Source organism: Burkholderia sp. MSMB1589WGS, assembly GCF_001636105.1.
Taxonomy (GTDB): Bacteria; Pseudomonadota; Gammaproteobacteria; order Burkholderiales; family Burkholderiaceae; genus Burkholderia; species Burkholderia humptydooensis.
This window is the reverse complement of the sequence record NZ_LNJT01000007.1, coordinates 1,939,421-1,957,805: the sequence shown is the minus strand read 5'-3', so window position 1 is coordinate 1,957,805 and position 18,385 is coordinate 1,939,421. Positions and strand designations below refer to the sequence as shown.

17 protein-coding genes are annotated in these 18,385 nt (G+C 63.5%); all 17 read left to right on the top strand.

All coding sequences use genetic code 11. The features are described 5' to 3' along the window. Nucleotide 1: 1 nt before the first annotated feature. Nucleotides 2-1,786 carry a branched-chain amino acid ABC transporter ATP-binding protein/permease gene (locus WT16_RS16915; protein ID WP_015600994.1) on the top strand — a complete coding sequence of 595 codons (1,785 nt, stop codon included), beginning with the start codon at nucleotides 2-4 and terminating at the stop codon, nucleotides 1,784-1,786. Beyond that, nucleotides 1,786-2,544: an ABC transporter ATP-binding protein gene (locus WT16_RS16910; RefSeq protein ID WP_063533736.1), complete on the top strand. Its 759-nt coding sequence runs from the start codon at nucleotides 1,786-1,788 to the stop codon at nucleotides 2,542-2,544. Before WT16_RS16915 ends, WT16_RS16910 begins: the two co-directional genes overlap by 1 nt. A 163-nt stretch (nucleotides 2,545-2,707) precedes the next feature. After that, nucleotides 2,708-4,681, top strand: coding sequence for a tRNA uridine-5-carboxymethylaminomethyl(34) synthesis enzyme MnmG (gene mnmG, locus WT16_RS16905; RefSeq protein WP_063533735.1), 1,974 nt, complete (start codon nucleotides 2,708-2,710; stop codon nucleotides 4,679-4,681). Continuing rightward, the gene (rsmG, locus tag WT16_RS16900) at nucleotides 4,678-5,373 is read left to right on the top strand and encodes a 16S rRNA (guanine(527)-N(7))-methyltransferase RsmG (RefSeq protein ID WP_051139155.1); all 696 of its coding nucleotides are present in this window, start codon (nucleotides 4,678-4,680) and stop codon (nucleotides 5,371-5,373) included. The genes mnmG and rsmG overlap by 4 nt, the downstream gene beginning before the upstream one ends. A gap of 52 nt (nucleotides 5,374-5,425) precedes the next feature. After that, nucleotides 5,426-6,196, top strand: coding sequence for a ParA family protein (locus tag WT16_RS16895; RefSeq protein ID WP_004195817.1), 771 nt, complete (start codon nucleotides 5,426-5,428; stop codon nucleotides 6,194-6,196). A 35-nt stretch (nucleotides 6,197-6,231) separates the two neighbouring features. Next, a complete protein-coding gene (locus tag WT16_RS16890) occupies nucleotides 6,232-7,119 on the top strand; it encodes a ParB/RepB/Spo0J family partition protein (RefSeq protein ID WP_006023942.1) in 888 nt (295 codons plus the stop codon). A gap of 6 nt (nucleotides 7,120-7,125) precedes the next feature. Then, nucleotides 7,126-8,259 (top strand): SLC13 family permease, encoded by a 1,134-nt coding sequence (locus tag WT16_RS16885; RefSeq protein WP_063533734.1) that lies wholly within the window; start codon nucleotides 7,126-7,128, stop codon nucleotides 8,257-8,259. Between the two features lie 269 nt (nucleotides 8,260-8,528). After that, nucleotides 8,529-9,059, top strand: coding sequence for an ATP synthase subunit I (locus WT16_RS16880; RefSeq protein ID WP_006023940.1), 531 nt, complete (start codon nucleotides 8,529-8,531; stop codon nucleotides 9,057-9,059). Between the two features lie 115 nt (nucleotides 9,060-9,174). Next, on the top strand, nucleotides 9,175-10,026 hold the full coding sequence (gene atpB, locus WT16_RS16875; RefSeq protein ID WP_063533733.1) for a F0F1 ATP synthase subunit A: 852 nt from the start codon (nucleotides 9,175-9,177) through the stop codon (nucleotides 10,024-10,026). A 76-nt stretch (nucleotides 10,027-10,102) separates the two neighbouring features. Further along, nucleotides 10,103-10,372, top strand: coding sequence for a F0F1 ATP synthase subunit C (atpE, locus tag WT16_RS16870; RefSeq protein WP_009914024.1), 270 nt, complete (start codon nucleotides 10,103-10,105; stop codon nucleotides 10,370-10,372). Between the two features lie 133 nt (nucleotides 10,373-10,505). Then, nucleotides 10,506-10,976 carry a F0F1 ATP synthase subunit B gene (locus tag WT16_RS16865; protein WP_009914023.1) on the top strand — a complete coding sequence of 157 codons (471 nt, stop codon included), beginning with the start codon at nucleotides 10,506-10,508 and terminating at the stop codon, nucleotides 10,974-10,976. 2 nt (nucleotides 10,977-10,978) lie between these two features. Beyond that, on the top strand, nucleotides 10,979-11,518 hold the full coding sequence (locus tag WT16_RS16860) for a F0F1 ATP synthase subunit delta (protein WP_006023936.1): 540 nt from the start codon (nucleotides 10,979-10,981) through the stop codon (nucleotides 11,516-11,518). Between the two features lie 48 nt (nucleotides 11,519-11,566). Further along, nucleotides 11,567-13,108, top strand: a complete 1,542-nt coding sequence (gene atpA / locus WT16_RS16855; RefSeq protein WP_006023935.1) for a F0F1 ATP synthase subunit alpha — start codon at nucleotides 11,567-11,569, stop codon at nucleotides 13,106-13,108. Nucleotides 13,109-13,179: 71 nt separating this feature from the next. Continuing rightward, nucleotides 13,180-14,055 (top strand): F0F1 ATP synthase subunit gamma, encoded by an 876-nt coding sequence (gene atpG / locus WT16_RS16850; protein ID WP_006023934.1) that lies wholly within the window; start codon nucleotides 13,180-13,182, stop codon nucleotides 14,053-14,055. A gap of 79 nt (nucleotides 14,056-14,134) precedes the next feature. Next, on the top strand, nucleotides 14,135-15,529 hold the full coding sequence (atpD, locus tag WT16_RS16845; protein WP_041861550.1) for a F0F1 ATP synthase subunit beta: 1,395 nt from the start codon (nucleotides 14,135-14,137) through the stop codon (nucleotides 15,527-15,529). A 257-nt stretch (nucleotides 15,530-15,786) separates the two neighbouring features. Beyond that, on the top strand, nucleotides 15,787-16,212 hold the full coding sequence (locus WT16_RS16840; protein WP_006023932.1) for a F0F1 ATP synthase subunit epsilon: 426 nt from the start codon (nucleotides 15,787-15,789) through the stop codon (nucleotides 16,210-16,212). A gap of 230 nt (nucleotides 16,213-16,442) precedes the next feature. Next, nucleotides 16,443-18,173 (top strand): AMP-binding protein, encoded by a 1,731-nt coding sequence (locus tag WT16_RS16835; protein ID WP_063533732.1) that lies wholly within the window; start codon nucleotides 16,443-16,445, stop codon nucleotides 18,171-18,173. Nucleotides 18,174-18,385 lie beyond the last annotated feature (212 nt).

Below are 18,385 nucleotides of genomic sequence, written 5' to 3'. Positions count from 1 at the left end.
GATGAAAGCGATCTTGCGCAACAAGGCGTTCTGGCTGTTCCTCGTCGTGCTGTTCGCGCTGCCGGCGTTGCCTGGCGCGGCGCGCGTGCCCGAGTACTGGATCACGCTGCTGAACTACATCGGGCTCTATGCGATCGTCGCGGTCGGGCTCGTGTTGTTGACTGGAATCGGCGGGATGACGAGCTTCGGGCAGGCGGCGTTCGTCGGTATCGGCGCGTACGCGACCGCCTATCTGACGACGGCGCACGGCGCGTCGCCGTGGCTCGGACTGATCGCGGGCGTCGTGCTGACGGCGCTTGTCGCGCTCGTGCTGGGCGCCGTCACGATGCGCCTCTCCGGACACTTCCTGCCGCTTGGAACGATCGCGTGGGGGCTCGCGCTGTTCTTCCTGTTCGGCAATCTCGACTGGCTCGGCAAGTACGACGGAATCAACGGCATTCCCGCGCTTGCCGTGTTCGGTCAAGCGTTGGATACAGGACGCAGTCTCTATTACCTGATCTGGATCGTCGTGCTCGCGGCGGTTGTGTCTGTTCAGAATCTGCTTAATAGCAGGCCCGGCCGCGCAATTCGCGCGCTGCGCGGCGGCAGCCTGATGGCCGAGGCGATGGGCGTGAACACCGGATGGATGCGAGTGGCGATCTTCGTCCATGCGGCGGTGCTCGCGTCGATTTCGGGCTTTCTGTACGCGCATCTGCAGCGTGCGGTGAATCCGACGCCGTTCGGGCTCAATCATGGGATCGAGTTCCTGTTCATGGCGGTGGTAGGCGGCGTCGCGCACGTATGGGGCGCGTTGCTCGGCGCTGCGATCGTCACAGTGCTGCAGGATTATCTGCAAACGCTGTTGCCGAAGCTGCTCGGCGCGGAAGGCAACTTCGAGATCATCGTGTTCGGTGTGCTGATGGTGTTGCTGTTGCAGTACGCGCGGCAGGGCGTCTGGCCTTTCGTCGCGAAGCTCTTTCCGCGCGAGCCCGCCGCCCGGGCGCCGGACCAGGCGGAGCCGCTGCCGCAGCGCGCCCGGCCGCAGGCAGGCGAGGCGCTGCTCGTCGTCGACAACGTGCGCAAGCAGTTCGGCGGGCTCGTCGCGGTGAACGATGTGAGCTTCGGCGTGCTGGCCGGGCAGATCGTCGGCCTGATCGGCCCGAACGGCGCGGGCAAGTCGACGACGTTCAATCTCGTGACCGGCGTGCTGCAGCCGACGAGCGGCGCAATCACGTTCCGCGGCGAGCGGATCGACGAACTTGTTTCACGTGAAATCGTGAAGCGGGGTATCGGCCGCACATTCCAGCACGTGAAGCTGCTGCCTGGAATGACCGTGCTGGAAAACGTCGCGATCGGCGCGCATCTGCGCGGCTCGGCTGGCATCTGGCGCAGTATCGTCCGGCTGAACGCGCATGAGGAAACGCGGCTGATGGCGGAAGCGGCGAAGCAGATTCGGCGCGTCGGCCTCGATGCGCACATGTATGACGAGGCAGGCAGTCTTGCGCTCGGCCAGCAGCGGATTCTCGAGATCGCCCGTGCGCTGTGCAGCGATCCGACATTGTTGCTGCTTGACGAACCTGCGGCCGGCCTGCGTTATCAGGAAAAGCAGCAGTTGGCCGAACTATTGCGCAAGCTAAAGGCGGAAGGCATGAGTGTGCTGCTCGTCGAGCACGACATGGACTTCGTAATGAATCTGACCGACCGGCTGGTAGTGATGGAATTTGGCACGCGAATCGCCGAAGGTCTGCCGCAGGATGTGCAGAAGGACCCGGCAGTGCTGGAAGCTTATCTCGGCGGGGTGGAGTGATGACGGATCGGGAGATGACGCCAATTCTGGCGGTGAGGGATCTGTCGGTGCGCTACGGCAAGGTCGAGGCGCTGCATCGCGCGGCGCTGACGGTCGAAGCGGGGAGGATCGTCACAGTGATCGGCCCGAACGGGGCGGGAAAGTCGACGCTGCTCAATGCGGTGATGGGGGCGTTGCCGACCAATGGCCACGCGGCCGGTACGGTCCGCTATCGCGGCGACGACGTGGGCTCGTTGCCGATCGAGCAGCGCGTCGCGCTCGGCATGTGCCTCGTGCCCGAAAAGCGTGAGCTGTTCGGCACGATGTCGGTCGAGGACAACCTTGTTTTGGGGGCGTACCGGCGGAAGATGGCCGGCGACTCGAACTTCCTGGACCAGCTCGAGCCGGTTTTCTCGCTGTTCCCGCGGCTGAAGGAGCGGCGCAAGCAGGCGGCGGGGACGCTATCGGGCGGTGAGCGGCAGATGCTGGCTGTCGGGCGCGCGCTGATGGGCAAACCCGATTTGCTGATGCTCGACGAACCGAGCCTCGGGCTTGCGCCGCTGATCGTGAAGGAGATTTTTCATATCATCAGCGCGCTGCGTGGAACCGGCGTCGCGACGCTGCTGATCGAGCAAAACGCTCGAGCGGCGTTGCAGATTTCGGACTATGGGTATGTGCTGGAGACCGGTGAGGTTGCGCTGGAAGGCCCGGCGGGCGAGCTTGCGCAGAATCCCCGGGTAATCGAAACCTACCTCGGGCTCGCGAAGAAAGCGGTTTAGCGGCGGCTTCGCCAGCTCTGACTGAACGGCGTGTTTCACGTGAAACACGCCGTTTTTTGTTGGTCGGCCATTCGAACGAGATTCGGGCCAAAACCGAACCCGCTATAATTCGGCCCATACATTTCTCTGATAGGTTCGTGCACCGTCCTGCACGAAGTCCGCAATGCTTTATCCCGTTGAATTTGACGTCATCGTCGTTGGCGGCGGCCATGCCGGTACGGAGGCTGCGTTGGCCTCCGCACGCATGGGCGCAAAGACGCTCCTGCTGACGCACAACATCGAAACCCTTGGGCAGATGAGCTGCAACCCGTCGATCGGCGGGATCGGCAAGGGCCATCTGGTCAAGGAGGTCGACGCGCTTGGCGGCGCGATGGCTGCCGCCACCGACGAAGGCGGCATACAGTTCCGCATCCTGAACTCGTCGAAGGGGCCAGCGGTCCGTGCGACGCGTGCCCAGGCGGACCGCGTGCTATATAAGCAGGCTATCCGCCATCGTCTGGAGAATCAGCCGAATCTCTGGCTGTTCCAGCAAGCCGTTGATGATCTGATGGTGGAGGGGGATCGAGTAGTCGGTGCGGTCACGCAAGTCGGCGTGCGATTCCGGGCGCGTGCGGTCGTGTTGACGGCCGGCACGTTCCTGGACGGCAAGATCCATGTCGGGCTCAATCATTATACGGGCGGCCGTGCCGGCGATCCGGCGGCCGTATCCCTGTCGTCGCGGCTGAAGGAGCTGAAGCTGCCGCAAGGGCGGCTGAAGACGGGAACGCCGCCGCGCATCGACGGCCGGACGATCGACTTCTCGAAGCTGGAGGAACAGCCGGGCGATCTCGATCCGATCCCGGTGTTCTCGTTCCTTGGCCGAGCCGAGCAGCATCCGCAACAACTGCCGTGTTGGGTCACGCATACCAACGAGCGTACGCACGACATCATCCGCAGCGGTCTTGATCGTTCGCCGATGTACAGGGGCGTTATCGAAGGCGTCGGGCCCCGCTATTGCCCGTCGATCGAAGACAAGATCCATCGCTTTGCGTCGAAAGACTCGCATCAGATTTTCCTCGAGCCAGAAGGGCTGACGACCAACGAGTTCTATCCGAACGGCATTTCGACCAGCCTGCCGTTCGACGTGCAGCTCGCGCTCGTGCATTCGATGCGCGGTCTGGAACAGGCGCACATCCTGCGTCCGGGCTATGCGATCGAATACGATTATTTCGACCCGCGCGCGCTGAAATCGTCGCTGGAAACCAAGGCGATCCACGGCCTGTTCTTTGCGGGCCAGATCAACGGCACAACCGGCTATGAAGAAGCCGCCGCGCAGGGGCTGCTCGCCGGCATCAATGCGGGCCGTTATGCGCAAGAAAAAGAGGCGTGGTGTCCGCGGCGAGACCAGGCGTATCTTGGCGTGCTCGTCGACGATCTGGTGACGCGCGGCGTATCTGAGCCTTATCGAATGTTCACGAGCCGTGCCGAGTACCGGCTGAGCCTTCGCGAAGACAACGCGGACATGCGGCTGACCGAAATCGGGCGCGAACTGGGCATCGTTGACGACGTCCGTTGGGATGCGTTCAATCGAAAGCGTGACGCTGTTTCACGTGAAACCGAACGGTTGCGCACGACTTGGGTGACGCCGAAGACGTTGCCGGCCGACGAAGCGACTGCACTGCTCGGCAAGCCGATCGATCACGAATACAGTCTCGCCGAACTGCTGCGCCGGCCGGGCGTCAGCTACGACGGCGTGTGCGGCTTGCGCGGCGGCGAGTATGGCCCGTCCGAACCGTTGGCCGAAGACGGACTCCTGCTCGCGCAGATCAAGGAGCAGATCGAGATCGGCATCAAGTACCAAGGCTATATCGAGCGCCAGGCCGGTGAAATCGAACGGAACGGCGCGAACGAAAACACGCGGTTGCCTGACGGGATCGACTATACGGAAGTGCGCGGCCTATCGTTCGAAGTCAGTCAGAAGCTGAACCAGTTCCGCCCGGAAACGATCGGGCAGGCGTCGCGGATCTCGGGCATGACACCCGCTGCAATCTCGCTGCTGATGGTGCATCTGAAGAAGCGCGGGTTGGGCCGGCGAAAGGGCGCGGATGGAGCGCCGAACGCCGACGCGGAAACCAACAACGCCGCGACGCAGCAATGACGGCACAACGTCGTCAAGCCCCGATTGCCAGCCGGGAAACGCTGCAAGCATTGCTGTCGGATGGCGCGGAAGCGCTGGGTGTCGCATTGAGCGATGCGCAGCGCGGCGCGCTACTCGATTACGTCGCGCTGCTCGCCAAGTGGAACGCGGTCTACAACCTCACCGCGATCCGCGATCCGCGGCAGATGCTGATTCAGCACATCCTCGATTCGCTGTCGATCATTCCGCATCTCGGCGCGTGCGGTACAGCGGTGTCCGCGCTGGACGTCGGTTCCGGCGGCGGTCTGCCAGGCATCGTGCTCGCGATCGCGCTGCCCGGATGGCAGGTGGCGCTGAACGACATCGTCCAGAAAAAATCCGCATTCCAGAATCAGGCAAAGGCCGAGCTGAAGCTCGGCAATCTGTCCGTCGTGACGGGGCGCGTCGAGACGCTGCGCCCTGGGGTCGAAGTCCCGGGGAAATTCGATGTGATCGTGTCGCGGGCATTCGCGGATCTGGCGGACTTCGTTACACTTGCCCGGCACCTCGTTGCGCCGGGCGGGTCGATCTGGGCGATGAAGGGCGTGCGTCCCGATGAAGAAATCGGTCGCCTGCCCGATGGCACGCGCGTCAAACAGATGATCCGTCTAACGGTCCCGTCGCTCGATGCGGAACGGCATTTGATCGAAGTCGAGCTCGACGAAGCAATTTAATCGGCGCGCCGCGGGGCGCCCGGACCATTTGAAGAGAAGGAATACACCAACGATGGCAAAGATCTTCTGCGTGGCGAACCAGAAGGGCGGCGTCGGCAAGACGACGACGACGGTCAATCTCGCCGCGAGCCTCGCGGCGCAGGGGCAACGCGTGCTGCTGATCGATCTGGACCCGCAGGGCAATGCCACGATGGGCAGCGGCATCGACAAGGCGGAGTGCGAGTCGACGGTCTATGAGGTGCTGGTCGACGGCGTGACCGTTGCGGATGCGCGCGTGCGCCCCGAAGCGGTGAAGTACGACGTGCTTCCGGCGAATCGCGAGCTCGCCGGTGCGGAAATCGAGCTGGTGAGTGTGGAGAATCGCGAGCGCCAGTTGAAGGCCGCGCTCGCGAAAGTCGCGGACGATTACGATTTCGTGCTGATCGATTGTCCGCCCGCACTGTCGCTGCTGACGCTGAACGGGCTGTGCGCGGCGCACGGCGTCGTGATCCCGATGCAATGCGAGTACTTCGCGCTCGAGGGGCTGTCCGACCTCGTCAACACGATCAAGCAGGTGCATGCGAACCTGAATCGCGACCTGAAGGTGATCGGCCTGCTGCGCGTGATGTTCGATCCGCGGATCACGCTGCAGCAACAGGTTTCCGACCAGTTGAAGGCGCACTTCGGCGACAAGGTGTTCGACGCGGTGATTCCGCGCAACGTGCGTCTCGCGGAAGCGCCCAGCTATGGACTTCCCGGCGTCGTGTTCGATCGCGGTTCGCGCGGCGCGCAAGCGTATATCCAGTTCGGCGCGGAAATGATCGAGCGGGTGCGCGCGCTTTGAGCCCGCCTTCCAGACAAGAATCGAGGGAACAGAACATGAATGCGGTAGCGAAGAAAAAGGGTTTGGGACGTGGCCTTGAAGCGCTGCTTGGCGGCAGCGCCGACATCACCGAAGCGGTGAAGATCGAGGGTGCGCCGAACGTGCTCGCGCTCGGCAAGCTGCAGGCCGGCAAGTACCAGCCGCGTACCCGAATGGACGAGGGCAGCCTGCAGGAGCTTGCCGCGAGCATTCGCGCGCAGGGCGTCATGCAGCCGATCCTCGTGCGCCCAATTTCATCAGACAAATACGAGATCATCGCGGGCGAGCGCCGTTTCCGTGCGGCACGTCTCGCTGGCCTCGAAGAAGTGCCGGTGCTCGTGAAGGACGTATCCGATCAGGCCGCGGCCGCAATGGCGCTGATCGAGAACATCCAGCGCGAGGACCTGAACCCGCTTGAAGAGGCGCACGGCATCCAGCGTCTGCTCGACGAGTTCGATTTCACGCACGAGCAGGCGGCAGAATCGGTCGGCCGCTCGCGCAGCGCGGTGTCGAACCTGCTGCGTCTGCTGAATCTCGCGATGCCCGTGCAGACGATGCTGCTTGCGGGCGATCTCGACATGGGCCACGCGCGCGCGCTGCTCGCGGTCGACGCGGCGACGCAGATCACGCTCGCGCATCAGGTCGTCAACAAGCGGATGTCGGTGCGCGAGACGGAAAAGCTTGTCACGCACACGACGAAGGCTGAGCCGGCGGTGAAGGCGCGGGCGAAGGACGATGGCGGCCGCGACACGCGGCGCCTCGAAGAAGAGCTGTCGGACCTGCTCGCGTCGAACGTGAAGATCAAGGTCGGTCGCCGAGGGCGAGGCCAGTTGACGATTGATTTCGGCGACCTCGACGCGCTCGAAGGCATCCTCGCGCGACTGCGCGGCGACGTCGCCGTGTAACGCGGCGTGTCGAATTCGGTCGGCGGCTGCGCGCCCGCGCGGATCATCGCGTTTGTCCGGCGCGAGCCGGTTCTGTCGATTCTCGTCGCGGCGCTGATTGCGCTGCAGTTCGTCCGTCCCCAATCGGCGGCCGCGCTCGTGCGGCTCGTCGACTGGCAGACCGTCGCGACGCTCGCCGGCCTGCTGATGCTGACGAAGGCGCTCGAGCTATCGGGCTTCCTGATGTGGCTTGCGCACCGCATCGTCCATCGCGTGCGGTCCGAGCGCGCGCTCGCCGCGCTGCTCGTCGTGTTCGCCGCAGCGCTGTCCGTGTGGCTCACGAACGACGTGGCGCTCTTCGTCGTGATTCCGCTCGTGTTGTCGCTGCGCGAGCTGACGCCGTTGCCGTTCAAGCGCCTCGTGATCTACATCGCGTTCGCCGTGAACGCGGGCGCGATCGCGACGCCGCTCGGCAATCCGCAAAATCTGTTTCTGTGGCAATTGAGCGGCGTCTCGTTCGGCCGCTTCGTGATCGCGCTCGGGCCGCTCGCGCTCGTGCTGATGGCGCTGCTGCTTGCGATGATCGCCTTCGCGTTCGACGGCCGTCCGCTCGATCTGTCGAAGGACCGCGCCGAGCGGCCGGTCGATCGCGCACACGCGTTCGCGACCGTCGTGATGTTCGCGGGCTTCGTGCTGCTCGCGGACGCGCATCATGCGCTTGGCGGCGTGCTCGCGGTCGCGGCGGTCTACCTGGCAGTGCGGCGCGACGCGGTGCTGAAGATCGACTGGCTCTTGCTGCTGATCTTTGTGCTGATGTTCATCGTGCTGCGCAGCGTGGCGTCGCTGCCGGCCGTCCATCGGACGATCGCCGGCGTCGGGCTCGACACGCCGCTGCGCGCGTATGCGGCGGGGGCGCTGTTGTCGCAGGCGATCAGCAACGTGCCGGCCGCGATCCTGCTGTCGGAGTTCACGCGCGACTGGCGTGCGCTCGCGTTCGGCGTGAGCGTCGGCGGCTTCGGCGTCGCGATCGGCTCGCTCGCCAACCTGATCGCGATCCGGCTATCCCGCGCGCGCGGGATGTGGTTGCCGTTCCATCTCGCGAGCATCCCGTTCGGCATCGCGAGCGCCGTGCTCGGCGCGCTGCTGCTGCATTATTTTTGAGCAGCGGCGCGCACCGGAACGGGGCGGGGCAGGGGGCGTTTCGCGTGGTTCGGGCGACCGAAAATACACACCTTACAACTATCATCGAACGCCAAAAATTCACGAACTTTTCGCATCATGAACCGGCGTTTCATACGGATTTTTGTCGCGTCTAAAGCCTTGAACCGCCTGCAACTATCGCTTACAATCGCCCGGATTTGTTAGTTAGGCACCCCTGAAAGCTTTCGGAAAGCTTTGGGGCCGTACAGGAATTGAGCGGACCAACTGCGATGGCGGATCGAGCGCCGGATAAAAGGCACGAAGATCGGCGAGCAGCGCAACGCACCGTTTCGGGGGCCGTCGGGCGGCGGAAATCCGCCTCGGACGATTGGGATGCCGAGCAGCAGGACGATGACATCGTTCCGCTCACACGGGCCGAGGCGCAAGCGCTGTTCGGCCCCGAAGTGAATCGGCCATCGCGCGTCACGCCTTACCGGGTGGTGATGGCGCAAATGGTCTTGTCCCTGGTTGCAACGCTGGCGTGGTGGCTGTTTTCGAAGTCGCCGGGTGCCGCTGCTCAATCGGCATTTCTGGGCGGAGCGATCGGCTGGGTGCCGAGTGCATTGTTCGCGGCGCGTCTGAAGCAAAAAGGCGCGGATACCGTGATGGGCTGGGTGATTGGCGAAGTACTCAAGATGGGCGCGACGATTGCGATGTTCGTTGCTGTCGCATGGGGGTATCCCGGCGCGCATTGGGTGCCGTTGCTCGTCACGTATCTGCTGGTGTTGAAGACGTACTGGATTGCGCTCGCCTGGCGATAAGGCATCAAGTGCCGCGCGTGAATTCGACAGTTCCCGCGTAGGCCCGTTCCCGCAATGAACTGTTGCGGCGAAGCGGATAAACCGATTTTCGACAATTTGGGTGACATCAACGATTATGGCAGCTAGCGAAGGAACGCGTGCTCTGGACCCGTCCGAGTATATTGCGCACCACCTGCAAAACCTTTCCACCGCGCATCAGACGTCGATTTTCGATATCCACGTCTGGAATCTCGACACGCTGTTCTGGTCGATCGTCTGCGGCCTCATCACCATCCTCATCCTGCGTCTGGCCGCGCGCAAGGCAACGCCGGGCGTGCCGGGACGCTTCCAGTGCCTGATCGAAATGATCGTCGAAATGGTCGAGGACCAGTCGAAGGCGGTCGTTCACGGCAATCGTACCTTTATCGCGCCGCTCGCGCTGACCGTGTTCATCTGGGTCGCGCTGATGAACTCGCTCGACTTCCTCCCCGTTGACCTGCCGGGCCGCGTGATCGGCTTGCTGGGCCTGTCGCAAGTCATTTCGCATCATCGCATCGTGCCGACAGCCGATCTGAACGGCACGCTCGGCATCGCGCTCGGCGTGTTCGTGCTGATGATCTACTACAGCCTCAAGATCAAGGGCCCGGGCGGTTTCGCGCACGAGCTCCTGTCGGCCCCGTTCGGTGCGCATCCGCTGCTGTGGATTCCGAACCTTGCGTTGAACATCGTCGAATATGTCGCGAAGACCGTGTCGCTCGGCATGCGGCTGTTCGGCAACATGTACGCGGGTGAGTTGCTGTTCCTGCTGATCGCCCTTCTCGGCAGCATGTGGGGCTTCGGCGCGGACGCAACGATACTCGGCTTCATCGGTCATGTCCTCGCAGGCAGTATCTGGGCGATCTTCCACATTCTGATTGTTCTGCTGCAAGCGTTCATTTTCATGATGCTGACCTTGGTGTATCTCGGTCAGGCGCACGAGTCGCACTAGGCGTGCCGGACAATCAAGCAGGTTTGTTTTCAGTTTTTTTAATTCCAGTTCCAAGTCTTTTCACAAAGGAGTGATCATGCAAGCTTTCATCGCCAACATCCAAGGTCTGACCGCCATCGGTATCGGTATCATCATCGGCCTGGGTGCAATCGGCGCCTGTATCGGTATCGGCCTGATGGGCGGCAAGTACATCGAAGCTTGCGCACGTCAGCCGGAACTGATCAATCCGCTGCAAACGAAGATGTTCCTGCTGGCGGGTCTGATCGATGCGGCGTTCCTGATTGGCGTGGGTGTGGCCATGCTGTTTGCATTCGCGAACCCGCTCCTGTCGAAGCTCGCGAGCTAAGGGTTCCTCGGAAATACCAATGCGCCAGGCTTGCCGGCGCAGGGCGGAACGGAAAGTGAGCGCGACTCGAAAGCTTTTTTCGGTGCGCTCCTCGTCGTTTCATTTTTCCGGAATAGCAGATTAAGGAAACACCGTGAATCTCAACGCAACCCTGTTTGCGCAAATGGTCGTGTTCCTGATCCTCGCGTGGTTCACGATGAAGTTCGTGTGGCCGCCGTTGATCAACGCCCTCGACGAGCGCTCGAAGAAAATTGCCGATGGCCTCTCGGCTGCGGAAAAGGGGCAGGCGGAACTCGCAGCGGCGCACAAGCGCGTCGACCAGGAACTCGCGCAGGCTCGTAGCGATGGCCAGCAGCGCATCGCCGAAGCCGAAAAGCGCGCGCAGGCGGTCGCCGAAGAAATCAAGGCGAACGCCCAGGCCGAAGCGGCCCGCATCATCGCCCAGGCGAAGGCGGATGCCGATCAGCAAATCGTGAAGGCCCGTGAAACGCTGCGCGGCGAAGTCGCCTCGCTGGCCGTGAAGGGCGCCGAGCAGATCCTGAAGCGCGAAGTCGATCATACGGCCCACGCCGAACTGCTGAATCAACTGAAAGCCGAGCTCTGATCATGGCCGAACTTGCAACCATCGCCCGCCCTTACGCAGAAGCGCTGTTCCGCGTGGCCGAGGGTGGTGACATCGCCGCCTGGTCCACGCTCGTGCAAGAGCTGGCTCAGGTTGCGCACCTGCCCGAAGTGCTGTCTGTCGCGTCGAGTCCGAAGGTGAGTCGCGCGCAAGTCAGCGAGCTGCTGCTCGCCGCGGTGAAGGCACCGCTCGCGACCAGCGCGGAAGCGAAGAACTTCGTGGGGATGCTGGTCGAAAATCATCGTATCGCGCTGCTGCCGGAAATCTCCGCGCAGTTCGACGAGCTGAAGAATGCGCGCGAAGGCGCGGCGGATGCGCTGATCGTCAGCGCGTTTCCGCTGGAAGGCGCGCAGCTCACCGAACTCGTCGAAAACCTCGAGCGCAGATTCAAGCGCAAGCTGAAGCCGACGGTCGAAGTCGACGCGTCGCTGATCGGCGGCGTGCGCGTGACGGTTGGCGACGAAGTGCTCGATACCTCGGTCCGCGCGCGGCTCGCCGGCATGCAGGTGGCTTTGACCGCCTGAGCGTCTACGCGGCCGGCACGCAACAGAATTGAATATCAGGAGCGAATAATGCAACTCAATCCCTCTGAGATCAGCGAGCTGATCAAGAGCCGGATCCAGGGCCTTGAAGCGAGCGCGGACGTTCGCAACCAGGGCACCGTGATCTCCGTGACCGACGGCATCGTGCGCATTCACGGTTTGTCCGACGTGATGCAGGGCGAAATGCTCGAATTCCCGGGCAACACGTTCGGTCTTGCGCTGAACCTCGAGCGCGACTCGGTCGGTGCGGTGATTCTCGGCGAATACGAACACATCTCCGAAGGCGACATCGTCAAGACGACGGGCCGCATTCTCGAAGTCCCGGTCGGTCCGGAACTCGTCGGCCGCGTGGTCGATGCGCTCGGCAACCCGATCGACGGCAAGGGCCCGGTCAACGCGAAGCTGACCGACGCGATCGAAAAGATCGCGCCGGGCGTGATCTGGCGTAAGTCGGTGTCGCAGCCGGTGCAGACGGGCCTGAAGTCGATCGACTCGATGGTGCCGATCGGCCGCGGCCAGCGCGAGCTGATCATCGGCGACCGTCAGTGCGGCAAGACCGCGGTGGCGATCGACACGATCATCAACCAGAAGGGCAAGGACCTCGTCTGCATCTACGTCGCGATCGGCCAGAAGGCTTCGTCGATCATGAACGTGGTGCGCAAGCTCGAGGAAACCGGCGCGCTCGAATATACGATCGTCGTCGCTGCGTCGGCGTCGGAATCGGCTGCGATGCAGTACCTCGCGCCGTACGCCGGCTGCACGATGGGCGAATACTTCCGCGATCGCGGCCAGGACGCCCTCATCATTTACGACGACTTGACCAAGCAGGCTTGGGCGTATCGCCAGATCTCGCTGCTGCTACGCCGCCCGCCGGGCCGTGAAGCGTACCCGGGCGACGTGTTCTATCTGCATTCGCGTCTGCTCGAGCGCGCGGCTCGCGTGTCGGAAGAGTACGTCGAGAAGTTCACGAACGGCGAAGTGAAGGGCAAGAGCGGCTCGCTGACGGCGCTGCCCGTCATCGAAACGCAAGCGGGCGACGTGACCGCGTTCGTTCCGACGAACGTGATCTCGATCACCGATGGCCAGATCTTCCTGGAAACCGACCTGTTCAACGCGGGCATCCGTCCGGCGATCAACGCGGGCGTGTCGGTGTCGCGAGTCGGCGGCGCCGCGCAGACGAAGGTCGTGAAGAAGCTGTCGGGCGGTATCCGTACCGACCTCGCGCAGTACCGCGAACTGGCCGCGTTCGCGCAGTTCGCGTCGGACCTCGACGAAGCGACCCGCAAGCAGCTCGAGCGCGGCCGCCGCGTGACGGAACTGCTGAAGCAGCCGCAATACCAGCCGCTGCAGGTGTGGGAGCTGGCCGTGTCGCTCTTCTCGGCGAACAACGGCTATCTCGACGATCTCGACGTCAAGGACGTCCTGCCGTTCGAGAAGGGCCTGCGCGAGTATCTGAAGACGAGCCACGCTGACCTCATCAAGCGCATCGAAGACACGAAGGACTTGTCGAAGGACGACGAGAGCGCGCTGCACGCCGCGATCAAGGACTTCAAGAAGTCGGGTGCCTATTGATCCGCGAGGGACACCTTGAAGTGGCGCGGGTCGCATAAAGCGCTCGCCCCGCTTCGGTCAAGGAGCAAGCAATGGCTGGAATGAAGGAAATTCGCGGCAAGATCAAGAGCGTGCAGAACACGCGCAAGATCACGAAGGCGATGGAGATGGTGGCGGCATCGAAGATGCGCCGCGCTCAGGAACGCATGCGCGCTGCTCGCCCGTATGCCGACAAGGTCCGCGCCATCGCCGCGCACATGAGCCGCTCGACCCCGGAGTACCGCCACCCGTTCATGGTGGCGAACGACGGCGCGAAGACCGCGGGCATCATCCTCGTCACGACCGACAAGGGTCTGTGCGGCGGTCTGAACACGAATGTGCTGCGTGCGTCGATGCAGAAGTTCAAGGAGCTCGACGACAAGGGCCAGAAGCTCGAAGCCACCGCGATCGGCAGCAAGGGCCTCGGCTTCCTGAACCGTTTCGGCGCGAAGGTGATCTCGCAGGTCGTGCATCTCGGCGACACGCCGCACCTCGACAAGCTGATCGGTGCGGTGAAGGTGCAGCTCGATCTGTATTCGGAAGGCAAGCTGTCAGCCGTTTATCTCGCGTACACGCGCTTCATCAACACGATGAAGCAGGAAGCGGTGATCGAGCAACTGCTGCCGCTGTCGACCGAACATTTCGACAGCAGCGACGGCATGCCGGCCACGTCGTGGGACTACATCTACGAGCCGGACGCGCAGGCGGTGGTCGACGAGCTGCTCGTGCGTTACGTCGAGGCGCTGGTGTACCAGGCGGTCGCGGAAAACATGGCGTCGGAGCAGTCGGCGCGGATGGTCGCGATGAAGGCTGCTTCGGACAACGCGAAGACGGTGATCAGCGAGCTTCAACTGTCGTACAACAAGAGCCGCCAGGCTGCGATCACGAAGGAACTGTCGGAGATCGTCGGCGGCGCCGCCGCGGTGTAACGCGGAACGCGCGACGCCTGCTGCGTCTCGAAACTGCGCCTTTGCGCGAGTAAAGAATCAGGTATTGAAAGGAAAAGCGATGAGTACTGCTGCTTTGGTAGAAGGCAAGATCGTACAGTGCATCGGCGCCGTTATCGACGTGGAATTCCCGCGCGAGAGCATGCCGAAGATCTACGACGCGCTCATTCTGGAAGGCTCGGAACTGACGCTCGAAGTCCAGCAGCAACTGGGCGACGGCGTGGTCCGCACCATCTGTCTGGGTGCCTCCGACGGCCTGCGCCGCGGCGTCGTGGTGAAGAATACGGGCAACCCGATCTCGGTGCCGGTCGGCAAGCCGACCCTCGGGCGCATCATGGACGTGCTCGGCCGTCCGATCGACGAGGCGGGCCCGATCGTCAGCGAACACAAGCGTTCGATCCACCAGAAGGCGCCGGCGTTCGACGAACTGTCGCCGTCGACCGAGCTGCTCGAAACGGGCATCAAGGTCATCGACCTGATCTGCCCGTTCGCAAAGGGCGGCAAGGTGGGGCTGTTCGGCGGTGCGGGCGTGGGCAAGACCGTCAACATGATGGAGCTCATCAACAACATCGCGAAGGAGCACGGCGGTTACTCCGTGTTCGCGGGCGTGGGCGAGCGTACCCGTGAAGGGAACGACTTCTACCACGAAATGAAGGACTCGAACGTTCTCGACAAGGTCGCGCTGGTGTACGGCCAGATGAACGAGCCGCCGGGCAACCGTCTGCGCGTCGCGCTGACGGGCCTCACGATGGCCGAGCACTTCCGCGACGAAGGCCTCGACGTGCTGTTCTTCGTCGACAACATCTACCGTTTCACGCTGGCCGGCACCGAAGTGTCGGCACTGCTCGGCCGTATGCCGTCGGCGGTGGGCTATCAGCCGACGCTGGCTGAAGAAATGGGCAAGCTGCAAGAGCGCATCACGTCGACCAAGAAGGGCTCGATTACGTCGGTCCAGGCCGTGTACGTCCCTGCGGATGACTTGACCGACCCGTCGCCGGCTACGACCTTCGGCCACCTGGACGCAACGGTCGTGCTGTCGCGTGACATCGCTTCGCTGGGTATCTACCCGGCGGTCGACCCGCTCGACTCGACGTCGCGCCAGATCGACCCGAACGTGATCGGCGAAGAGCACTACTCGATCACGCGTCGCGTTCAGCAGACGCTGCAGCGCTACAAGGAACTGCGCGACATCATCGCGATTCTGGGCATGGACGAACTGTCGCCGGAAGACAAGCTGTCGGTCGCGCGTGCACGGAAGATCCAGCGTTTCCTGTCTCAGCCGTTCCACGTCGCCGAAGTGTTCACGGGCTCGCCGGGCAAGTACGTGCCGCTGAAGGAAACGATCCGCGGCTTCAAGATGATCGTCGACGGCGAGTGCGACCACCTGCCGGAACAGGCGTTCTACATGGTCGGCACGATCGACGAAGCCTTCGAGAAGGCCAAGAAGATCCAGTAAGGGTTCGAGTGAGTAGCACGCTGGCGCGTGCCGGCCGAAGTAAAGCGAATGGGTCTGACCGATCCGCTTTACGGCGGGCTCGCGCCAACCGCAACACGCTCAACCCGCCGTGCGTGGGATCGGAGTCAGCGCTAAAGCGCTCGCTCCGATCGACCGCCGCTGGGCAAGAGTAAGCGGCTGAAGCGCCAACTCTTGCCAACCGCGGCATGGGACGGGGGGCAGCGCTAAAGCGCTGACTCCCGTCGACAGGAGTCGAGATGGCAACCATCAAAGTAGACGTCGTCAGCGCGGAAGAGCAGATCTTCTCGGGCCAGGCGAAGTTCGTCGCGCTGCCGGGCGAAGCCGGCGAGCTGGGCATCCTGCCGGGTCACACGCCGCTCATCACGCGGATTCGTCCCGGTGCGGTGCGCATCGAGGCGGAAAGCGGCGACGAAGAGTTCGTGTTCGTCGCGGGCGGCATTCTCGAAGTGCAACCGGGCGCCGTGACGGTGCTCGCGGACACGGCGATCCGCGGCAAGGATCTCGACGCGGCAAAGGCCGAGGAAGCGAGAAAGCGCGCTGAGGAAACGCTGCAGAACGCGAAATCGGACATCGATCTCGCAAAGGCGCAGTCGGAACTCGCAACCGCGATGGCGCAACTCGAAGCGATCCAGCGTCTCGCGAAGATCCGCGGCAAGCACTGAAGCGTTCGCGTGCCCGCCGCACGCGTCCGGTTCACGCCTTGCATCGCAATTGCGTAGCGATTGCATCGGAAGGGCAGCCCTCGGGCTGCCTTTTTTGTTTCCGCGGGCACGCCCGCACTGCGGGTAACACTTGATGTCAGAGTGTCGTAAGCGGATGGCAGAATAATTTACAGAAACGCATTCAAAACGACGAAACGTTCGTAGAACGTTCCAATGGCGGAGACACTCTCATGGCAGCAGATTCGGGCGTCGGCGCGCTGATCGCGCCGCAGCGGGGGCTTTCGTACGTACGCGGCACGGCGGACGTCCCATTGAGCGAAGCGACGATCGGGCAGTTTCTGCTCGATACGGTCGCGCGCTTTCCCGACCGTGCGGCGGTCGTGTTCCGCGAGCAGGGCGTTCGATGGACGTGGCGCGAGTTCGCGGGCGAAGTCGACGCGCTCGCGACCGCGCTGATCGAGCTCGGCGTCGCGCGCGGCGACCGGGTCGGCATCTGGTCTCCGAACCGCGCCGAATGGCTGCTCACGCAATTCGCGACCGCGCGCATCGGCGCGGTGCTCGTCAACGTCAATCCCGCCTATCGGCTTGCCGAGCTCGAATACGCGCTGAACAAGGTCGGCTGCAAGCTGCTGATCGCGGCCGAGCGCTTCAAGACGTCCGCGTACACCGAGATGATCGCAGAGATCGCGCCGGAACTCGCGACGACGCACGCGGGCGGCGCGCTGCACGCGGCGCGCGTGCCGAGCCTGCGCACGGTCGTGACGATGAGCGACGTGGCGCCCGCGGGCATGCTGAGCTTCGCCGACGTGCTCGCGCGCGGACGGGCGGCGCTCGATTCCGCGCGGCTCGATGCGATCGGCGCGACGCTCGACTGCCGCGATCCGATCAACATCCAGTTCACGAGCGGCACGACGGGCAGCCCGAAGGGCGCGACGCTCACGCACCGCAACGTCGTCAACAACGCGCGCTCGATCGCGCGCGTGATGCGGCTCACCGAGGCCGACGCGATGTGCATTCCGGTGCCGCTCTATCACTGCTTCGGGATGGTGCTGTCGGTGCTCGCGTGCGTGTCGGCGGGCGCGAAGATGGTGTTTCCCGGCGCGGCGTTCGAGCCGGGCGCGACGCTCGCGGCGGTGTCCGACGAGCGCTGCACCGCGCTGCAGGGCGTGCCGACAATGTTCATCGCCGAGCTCGATCATCCGGATTTCGACCGCTTCGACCTGGGCACGCTGCGCACGGGCATCATGGCGGGCTCGCCGTGCCCGATCGAGACGATGAAGCGGGTCGTCGCGAAGATGCACATGTCCGAGGTGACGATCGCTTACGGGATGACGGAGACGAGCCCCGTGTCGTTCCAGAGCTCGACGACGGATTCGCTCGAGAAGCGCACGACGACGGTCGGCCGTATCCAGCCGCATCTGGAGGCGAAGATCGTCGACGCGACGGGCGCGATCGTGCCTGTCGGCGAGACGGGCGAGCTGTGCACGCGCGGCTATTCGGTGATGCTCGGCTATTGGGACGACGAAGCGAGGACGCGCGAAGCCGTCGTCGACGGCTGGATGCGCACGGGCGACTTGGCGACGCTCGACGAAGAGGGCTTCTGCAACATCGTCGGGCGCCTGAAGGACATGCTGATCCGCGGCGGCGAGAACGTCTATCCGCGCGAGATCGAGGAGTTCCTGTTTCGGCATCCGAAGATTCAGAGCGTGCAGGTGTTCGGCGTTCCCGATTCGAAGTACGGCGAGGAAGTGTGCGCGTGGATCGTGCTGCGCGCGGGCGAGGTGATGACGGACGATGAGCTGCGCGAGTTTTGCCGCGGCCAGATCGCGCACTACAAGGTGCCGCGCTACGTGCGCTTCGTCGACGAGCTCCCGATGACCGTGACGGGGAAGGTGCAGAAGTTCGTGATGCGCGAGAGGATGATCGACGAACTTGGATTGAGCGTGCAGAAGACGGCTTGACGTGCCGCGCACGTTTTCGATGGACGAAAAAAAGCGGGCTGATGAGCCCGCTAAAAACCACACGCTACGGGGTTAGCGCGAGGAGACCAAAGATGGAACGCATCGGCGTGGGCCGACGACGACTCCAACAAGGATGCCCCTGAACAGGGATTCGGTACGAGACCGACGGGCTCGTCATTCGTGCTTGTGTCCGCTCACACGCTGCACACGAG

Coding starts and splice junctions, on each gene's coding strand:
- rsmG (WP_051139155.1), top strand. CDS start 4,678: ATGACGGCACAACGTCGTCAAGCCCCGATTGCCAGCCGGGAAACGCTG.
- WT16_RS16910 (WP_063533736.1), top strand. CDS start 1,786: ATGACGGATCGGGAGATGACGCCAATTCTGGCGGTGAGGGATCTGTCG.
- atpB (WP_063533733.1), top strand. CDS start 9,175: ATGGCAGCTAGCGAAGGAACGCGTGCTCTGGACCCGTCCGAGTATATT.
- WT16_RS16890 (WP_006023942.1), top strand. CDS start 6,232: ATGAATGCGGTAGCGAAGAAAAAGGGTTTGGGACGTGGCCTTGAAGCG.
- WT16_RS16895 (WP_004195817.1), top strand. CDS start 5,426: ATGGCAAAGATCTTCTGCGTGGCGAACCAGAAGGGCGGCGTCGGCAAG.
- mnmG (WP_063533735.1), top strand. CDS start 2,708: ATGCTTTATCCCGTTGAATTTGACGTCATCGTCGTTGGCGGCGGCCAT.
- WT16_RS16840 (WP_006023932.1), top strand. CDS start 15,787: ATGGCAACCATCAAAGTAGACGTCGTCAGCGCGGAAGAGCAGATCTTC.
- WT16_RS16880 (WP_006023940.1), top strand. CDS start 8,529: ATGGCGGATCGAGCGCCGGATAAAAGGCACGAAGATCGGCGAGCAGCG.
- atpA (WP_006023935.1), top strand. CDS start 11,567: ATGCAACTCAATCCCTCTGAGATCAGCGAGCTGATCAAGAGCCGGATC.
- atpD (WP_041861550.1), top strand. CDS start 14,135: ATGAGTACTGCTGCTTTGGTAGAAGGCAAGATCGTACAGTGCATCGGC.
- atpG (WP_006023934.1), top strand. CDS start 13,180: ATGGCTGGAATGAAGGAAATTCGCGGCAAGATCAAGAGCGTGCAGAAC.
- WT16_RS16860 (WP_006023936.1), top strand. CDS start 10,979: ATGGCCGAACTTGCAACCATCGCCCGCCCTTACGCAGAAGCGCTGTTC.
- atpE (WP_009914024.1), top strand. CDS start 10,103: ATGCAAGCTTTCATCGCCAACATCCAAGGTCTGACCGCCATCGGTATC.
- WT16_RS16915 (WP_015600994.1), top strand. CDS start 2: ATGAAAGCGATCTTGCGCAACAAGGCGTTCTGGCTGTTCCTCGTCGTG.
- WT16_RS16835 (WP_063533732.1), top strand. CDS start 16,443: ATGGCAGCAGATTCGGGCGTCGGCGCGCTGATCGCGCCGCAGCGGGGG.